Genomic DNA, 4920 nt, shown 5'->3' with positions numbered 1-4920 from the left:
CTTCGCCAGCGTGAAGGTGATCGCAGCCGTCAACGTCGTCTTGCCATGGTCAACGTGACCAATCGTGCCGATGTTGCAATGCGGCTTATTGCGTTCGAATTTTTCTTTAGCCATTTCAAGCTCCAGCCCTGTTTGGGCTTGTCCTCTAAACTAGGGTTGGGCCCGAACGATCTCCGAGGAGATCGTCCAAACTTTTCGTGGGCGTTTTTCCGAGGAAAAACGCTATGCGTACTTCTTGATCACTTCGTCGGCGACGTGTTGCGGCACCGGGTCGTAGTGGTCGTACTGCATGGTGAACTGAGCGCGGCCCTGCGACATCCCGCGAAGGGTGTTCACATAACCGAACATGTTCGCCAGCGGCACGAAGGCGTTGACGACGATCGCGTTGCCGCGGGTGTCTTGGCCCTGGATCATGCCACGGCGACCATTCAAGTCGCCGATGACGGAACCCAGATAGTCTTCCGGGGTCACGACTTCGACGGCCATGATCGGCTCGAGCAGCTTCGGAGCGCCCTTCTCACGCAGTTCGCGGAAGGCGGCCCGCGCCGCGATTTCGAACGCCAGCACGCTGGAGTCGACGTCGTGGTACTTGCCGTCGGTCAAGGTCGCCTTGAAGTCAATCAGGGGGAAGCCGGCCAGCAGGCCGTTGTCCTTGATCGATTCCAGGCCCTTTTCGACGCCGGGGATGTATTCCTTCGGCACAGCGCCACCAACGATGCTGTTCTCGAACACGAAGCCCGAGCCCGGCTCGCCGGGTTCGAAGGTGATCATGACGCGGGCGAACTGGCCCGTACCGCCGGTCTGCTTCTTGTGGGTGTAGTCGATATCGACCTTCTTACCCAGGCTCTCGCGATAGGCCACCTGCGGCGCGCCGATATTGGCTTCGACCTTGTAGGTCCGCTTCAGGATGTCGATCTTGATGTCGAGGTGCAGTTCACCCATGCCCTTCAGGATCGTCTGGCCCGACTCGTGGTCGGTGGAGACGGTGAAGGAGGGATCTTCCGAGGCCAGCTTGGCCAGGGCGATGCCCAGCTTTTCCTGGTCAGCCTTCGACTTGGGTTCGACGGCGATCTCGATAACCGGCGCCGGGAATTCCATGCGCTCGAGGATCACAGGCGACTTGTGCGGATCGCACAGGGTGTCCCCGGTGCGGGTGTCCTTCAGGCCGGCCAGGGCGACGATGTCGCCAGCATAGGCTTCCTTGATGTCTTCGCGGTTGTTGGAGTGCATCAGCAGCATGCGGCCGACGCGTTCCTTCTTATCGCGGGTGGAGTTCATCAAGTTCATGCCGGTTTCGAGCTTGCCCGAATAGATGCGGCAGAAGGTCAGCGAACCGACGAAGGGGTCGTCCATGATCTTGAACGCCAGAACCGCAAGCGGTTCATCGTCCGAAGCGCGACGAACGATCGGCTCTTCCGTGCGGAAGTCGATGCCCGGGGTCGGCGGAATGTCGAGCGGCGACGGCAGATAGTCGACGACGGCGTCGAGCAGCGGCTGGACGCCCTTGTTCTTGAAGGCCGAGCCGCAAAGGATCGGATAGAAGGCGCCCGTGAGGACGGCCTTACGAATGCACTTCTTGATGATGGCTTCCGAGGGCTCTTCGCCGCCCAGATAAGATTCCATCGCCTCGTCGTCGAGTTCGACGGCGTTCTCGATCAGGTAGTGGCGAGCTTCGATCGCCTTTTCCATCAGATCGGCCGGGATCTCTTCGTCGCGGAAAGTCGCGCCCAGACCGTCGTTGTCCCAGAGCACGGCCTTCATGCGGACCAAGTCCACCAGGCCCTTGAGCGAGGATTCCGAGCCGATCGGGAATTGGATCGGAACAGCTTTCGCGCCGAGGCGATCGCGGATCGATTCGACCGACTTGTCGAAGTCAGCGCCGAGCTTGTCCATCTTGTTGACGAACACGATCCGCGGAACGCGATACTTGTCGGCCTGGCGCCAAACGGTCTCGGTTTGCGGTTCGACACCGGCGTTGCCGTCCAGCACCGTGACGGCGCCGTCGAGCACGCGCAGCGAACGTTCGACTTCAATGGTGAAGTCGACGTGGCCGGGGGTGTCGATGATGTTCAGGCGGTGGTTGTTCCAGTAAGCGGTCGTCGCGGCCGACGTAATCGTAATGCCGCGCTCCTGCTCCTGCTCCATCCAGTCCATGGTGGCCGCGCCATCGTGGACTTCGCCAATCTTATGGCTCTTACCAGTGTAGTAGAGGATCCGCTCCGTCGTCGTCGTTTTACCGGCGTCGATGTGCGCCATGATGCCGAAGTTGCGGTAATCTTCGATTTTGTTCGTGCGGGGCATAGCGGAAGCTCTGCTGGAGAAGGGCGTTCGGGTATCTGAACGAACAGCGCGGGCGGTTTAACTCAAACCGCCCGCGCCGGAAAGCGATGGATGCCGGGTCTTACCAGCGGTAGTGCGAGAAGGCGCGGTTGGCTTCGGCCATCTTGTGCGTGTCTTCACGCTTCTTCACGGCCGAACCACGGTTCGAGGAAGCGTCCAGCAGTTCGCCGGCCAGCTTCTCGGTCATGGTGTTCTCGCCACGCTTGCGCGCGGCGGTGACCAGCCAACGGATGGCCAAGGCCTTGCGGCGATCCGGACGGACTTCGACGGGCACCTGATAGGTGGCGCCGCCGACCCGGCGGGAGCGGACTTCGATGCCAGGAGCGACATTTTCCAGGGCCGCGTGGAACGTTTCCAGCGGGGTCTGGTCTTTGCGCTTGGCTTCCAGGATGTCGAAAGCGCCATACAGAATGTTTTCTGCGACGGCTTTTTTGCCTTCGTACATGACGTAGTTCATGAATTTGGTGACCGTGAGGTCTCCGAACTTCGGGTCCGGAAGAACTTCACGTTTCTCGGCGCGACGGCGGCGGGACATTCTTCTTATTCCTTACTTAGGACGCTTGGTGCCGTAGAGCGAACGACGCTGCTTGCGATCCTTGACCCCTTGGGTGTCGAGCACGCCGCGCAGGATGTGATAGCGAACGCCGGGAAGGTCCTTCACGCGGCCCCCACGGATGAGCACGACGGAGTGCTCTTGAAGGTTATGGCCTTCGCCGGGGATGTAGCACACCGCTTCGATCCCGGTGGTCAGACGCACCTTGGCGACCTTACGAAGAGCGGAGTTCGGCTTCTTCGGGGTGGTCGTGTAGACGCGGGTGCAGACGCCACGGCGCTGAGGGCAGCCCTTAAGGGCCGGAACCTTGTTGCGCGACGGCTTGTCCTGCCGGGGCTTGCGAATGAGCTGGTTGACTGTTGGCATCTAATCTCTGCTCTGGAGGCGTGTGCCGTTTGGCCGTGGCGCCTCGAAAAAGGGTTCAGTTCGTGTCTGGTCTCGCCACCGCCCGCTGAACGCAAAAACTCGCCGGCGCGCGATCTCGTGCGTTCCGGCGGGCTTGGCCATCCGTTGCGGGAGGACCGTTCATCGGGACAAAGGAAGAATCCTCGGTCGCGAAAGGAGCGCGGTTCATACTCGCGAAGGCTCTTCTCGTCAACGCTTGCGAAAGAATGGGCTTTTTCGGCTCTTGTGGACCGGTTTCAGCCATCAATTCGCCTCGCCAGACGCGAAACTCAAGGTCAAGTTTGCAACCCGAGGGCGTAGCATGCGGCCAGCGGACCGAAGACGGCTGACGATCGTCCTGGCGGCCTCGGGAATCGCCCACCTCGGCGTGTTCGCCCTGTTGGCCATCGATCGTCCGAGCTTGGAGCGGAATCAACCCCCGCCGATCTTCGAGGTGGAGGTCGTCCCCTTCATCATGCCCCCTCGGCAGGATCACGCCGCACCCGCTCAAACCCTAGCAAGCCGCCCGCTGCGTCCGCGCCGAACCCTGCGGCCAGATGAGACCACGAGCGTCGCCCCCCTGGTCACGCCGAACGCCGCCAGACCGGCCGAGGATGTCGGGACAGGCCTCGCCCCCTCCCCGGCCCTGCCCGGCCCGCCGGCCGCGCTCAGCAACGCCCTGAGGCGCGGCGCGGTGGGCTGCGCCAATCCCACCCTGCTGAGCAAGGTCGAGCGCGAGGCATGCCTGGAGAAGCTCGGGGCCGGCGCCAAGGACGCGCCCTTCATGCCGCCGCCGATAGCCAAGGACAAACTGCGAGGCTTCGAGGAGAAGACCGCCGCCCAGGAGAACATGCGCATCTATCGACAGACCGGGATCTATCCCGGCCTGAGAGAGGCCCTCAAGGACGCCAGATGACGCCCGCCGCGGTCTTGTTCGACGTGGCTCAGCCCCCGACGCACGCTCGGGCACCGCAGATACGAAAACGGCCCGGGATTGCTCCCGGGCCGTTCCGTTAGTTCTCAGGCTGAAGGAAGCCTTTAGCTGTCGACCTTCTCCGCCGCGGCGTCGATGGCGATGACGTCCGGCAGCGGCTCCATGGCCTCTTCGCGGCTGGCCGACAGGGCTTCGTCGCGCTTGGCGGCGATGCGCTGCAGGTTCCGGAGGTACGAGCCCGTACCGGCCGGGATCAGACGGCCGACGATCACGTTTTCCTTCAGGCCTTCCAGGGTGTCGCTCTTGCCCTGCACCGAAGCTTCGGTGAGCACGCGAGTGGTTTCCTGGAACGAGGCCGCCGAGATGAAGCTGCGCGTTTGCAGCGACGCCTTGGTGATGCCGAGCAGGACAGGTTGGGTGATCGCCGGGCGACCGCCGCGGGCTTCAGCCTTGGCGTTCTCCTCGTTGATCTCCGTCATGTCCAGGTGGTCGTTCTTGAGCAGGCCGGTGTCGCCCGGCTCAAGGATTTCACCCTTTTGCAGCATCTGACGAACGATCGTTTCGATGTGCTTGTCGTTAATCGGCACGCCCTGGAGGCGATAGACCTCCTGGATCTCGTCGACCAGGAACTCGGCCAGCGCTTCAATGCCCAGGATGCGCAGGATGTCGTGCGGATCCGGGTTGCCGTCGATCAGGTACTCGCCCTTGC

At 62.4% G+C, this 4920-nt stretch carries 5 protein-coding genes and 1 pseudogene; 1 reads left to right on the top strand and 5 read right to left on the bottom strand.

The window, feature by feature from the left end; genetic code table 11:
* The 4 genes from Q7T84_RS10370 to rpsL form a co-directional block, all read right to left on the bottom strand.
* A partial coding sequence (locus tag Q7T84_RS10370) for a GTP-binding protein (protein ID WP_304808461.1) occupies positions 1 to 114 on the bottom strand: 114 nt, incomplete at its 3' end.
* A gap of 108 nt (positions 115 to 222) precedes the next feature.
* Positions 223 to 2301, bottom strand: coding sequence for an elongation factor G (gene fusA, locus Q7T84_RS10365; RefSeq protein WP_304808459.1), 2079 nt, complete (start codon positions 2299 to 2301; stop codon positions 223 to 225).
* A gap of 100 nt (positions 2302 to 2401) precedes the next feature.
* Complete coding sequence (rpsG, locus tag Q7T84_RS10360) at positions 2402 to 2875, bottom strand: 30S ribosomal protein S7 (protein WP_304808457.1); 474 nt, start codon at positions 2873 to 2875, stop codon at positions 2402 to 2404.
* Positions 2876 to 2887: 12 nt separating this feature from the next.
* On the bottom strand, positions 2888 to 3259 hold the full coding sequence (gene rpsL, locus Q7T84_RS10355; RefSeq protein ID WP_304808454.1) for a 30S ribosomal protein S12: 372 nt from the start codon (positions 3257 to 3259) through the stop codon (positions 2888 to 2890).
* Positions 3260 to 3599: 340 nt separating this feature from the next.
* Between rpsL and Q7T84_RS10350 the strand changes: the two genes are divergently transcribed.
* A complete protein-coding gene (locus tag Q7T84_RS10350; protein WP_304808452.1) occupies positions 3600 to 4193 on the top strand; it encodes a hypothetical protein in 594 nt (197 codons plus the stop codon).
* Between the two features lie 122 nt (positions 4194 to 4315).
* On the opposite strand, the pseudogene Q7T84_RS10345 reads toward Q7T84_RS10350, so the two are convergent.
* A pseudogene (locus Q7T84_RS10345) lies at positions 4316 to 4920 on the bottom strand (DNA-directed RNA polymerase subunit beta'); the annotation flags it as partial.

This window comes from Phenylobacterium sp. (assembly GCF_030654915.1).
Classification (GTDB): Bacteria; Pseudomonadota; Alphaproteobacteria; order Caulobacterales; family Caulobacteraceae; genus Phenylobacterium.
The sequence above is the reverse complement of the archived record's forward strand: the minus strand, read 5'-3'. Positions and strand labels throughout refer to the sequence as shown.